A 1,695-nucleotide genomic window follows, 5' to 3' on the forward strand; every position below is an offset into this window, starting at 1 on the left:
CCGATGTTTGTGGCGCTCCAAGGCGACCACGTTGTAACATCCATACAGGAGCAGCCGCCCGCACCTTGGCTCGGGCGAGACCCCAATCACCCCATCTGTTGAAAAAGGCCCTCGCCACCGGACCGCAGCAATGATTCACTGGCTCCGAAGGGATTCGGAGGTGACGAGTGCGCGGCGGCGACGATCGAACTGGCGAACTTTTCAGCTACGTGGACCTTGAGGTCCGGGTTCGGCGCAATCATCCATTGCGGGCGATCAGGACGATCGTGACTGAAGCCCTGTCGAGGCTGGAGCGTGAGTTCGCGGCGCTATATTCGCCGATCGGACGGCCATCTATCCCGCCGGAGAAGCTGCTGCGGGCGATGCTTTTGCAGGCGTTCTATTCGATCCGCTCGGAGCGGCTTTTGATGGAACGGTTGGAATACGACCTCCTGTTCCGCTGGTTCGTCGGCATCGGCGTCGACGACGCAGCCTGGGACCATTCGGTGTTCTCCAAAAACCGTGACCGGCTGCTGGAGGGCGATATCGCGGCGAAGTTCCTGGCGGCCGTGCTGGCGCAACCCAAAGTCAAGAAGCTCCTGTCCACGGATCACTTCTCGGTCGACGGCACGCTGATCGAGGCCTGGGCTTCGATGAAGAGCGTCAAGCCAAAGGGCGGCCCAAGCGGCGGTCATGGCGAACCGCCGGCAGACGGCGGCGGACGCAATGCGGAAGCGGACTTCCACGGCGAGAGGCGATCGAACGAGACGCACACCTCGACTACCGACCCCGACGCCAGGCTCTACCGCAAAGGGCGGGGCAAGGAGGCCAGGTTGTGCTTCATGGGACATGGGTTGATGGAGAACCGCCACGGCCTGCTGGTGGAAGCCTGTCTGACGCTGGCCGACGGACATGCCGAGCGGGTGGCGGCCCTGCACATGATCGAACCTCGTGCCGACCGGCCGCGGGCGATCACGCTCGGTGCCGACAAGGCCTATGACGCAGAGGACTTCGTCAACGAGTTGCGCTCGATGAAGGTGACACCCCACGTAGCGCAGAACACGAACGGCCGTCGTTCGGCGATCGATCGCCGCACCACGCGCCACGGTGGCTATGCCATCAGCCAGCGCATCAGAAAGCGCATCGAAGAGGCGTTCGGCTGGATCAAAACCGTCGCTGGGCAGGAGAAGACCAAATTGCGCGGCCGCGACCGCGTTGGGTGGGCCTTCACCTTCGCGGCCGCCGCCTACAATCTGGTGCGGCTGCCCAAGCTCTTGGCGGCGTCGAAATGACCGTGCCCGCAGGCTGCCAACTGATCGGCCGCTGGCGGATCATCGAAGCCGATCTGTGGGATCGCGGTTACCTGAACCTCGGTGGACCCGCAACCATCGCCATTGGACCCGACAACAACGGCGAGATCGCCTTTGGCGCCCTGCAAGCCGGTCTCGAACTGAGCTACAGCCCCTCGATAGTTCACTTCACATGGGCCGGGTGTGACGAGATGGATGAAGTCACAGGCGACGGCCATGCCGAATTGCTCGACGACGGCTCGATCGAGATTACGTTCGCCTACCACAACGGCGACGAGGCCATCCTCAAGGCAATACGGCAGACTTCTTCAACAGATGGGGTGATTGGGGTCTCGCCCGAGCCAAGGTGCGGGCGGCTGCTCCTGTATGGATGTTACAACGTGGTCGCCTTGGAGCGCCACAAACA

The 1,695-nt window shown here is 62.9% G+C and carries 2 protein-coding genes; both read left to right on the forward strand.

The genetic code is table 11. The annotated features are described in order from the left end of the window. Positions 1-167 precede the first annotated feature (167 nt). Positions 168-1,271, forward strand: coding sequence for an IS5 family transposase (locus tag NKI54_RS36220; protein WP_352694633.1), 1,104 nt, complete (start codon positions 168-170; stop codon positions 1,269-1,271). Beyond that, positions 1,268-1,695, forward strand: a 428-nt coding sequence (locus NKI54_RS36225) for a hypothetical protein (protein WP_352694634.1), incomplete at its 3' end; no start/stop codon positions are given. The genes NKI54_RS36220 and NKI54_RS36225, both read left to right, overlap by 4 nt.

The sequence above is a fragment of the Mesorhizobium sp. M0663 genome (assembly GCF_040320585.1).
GTDB lineage: Bacteria > Pseudomonadota > Alphaproteobacteria > Rhizobiales > Rhizobiaceae > Mesorhizobium.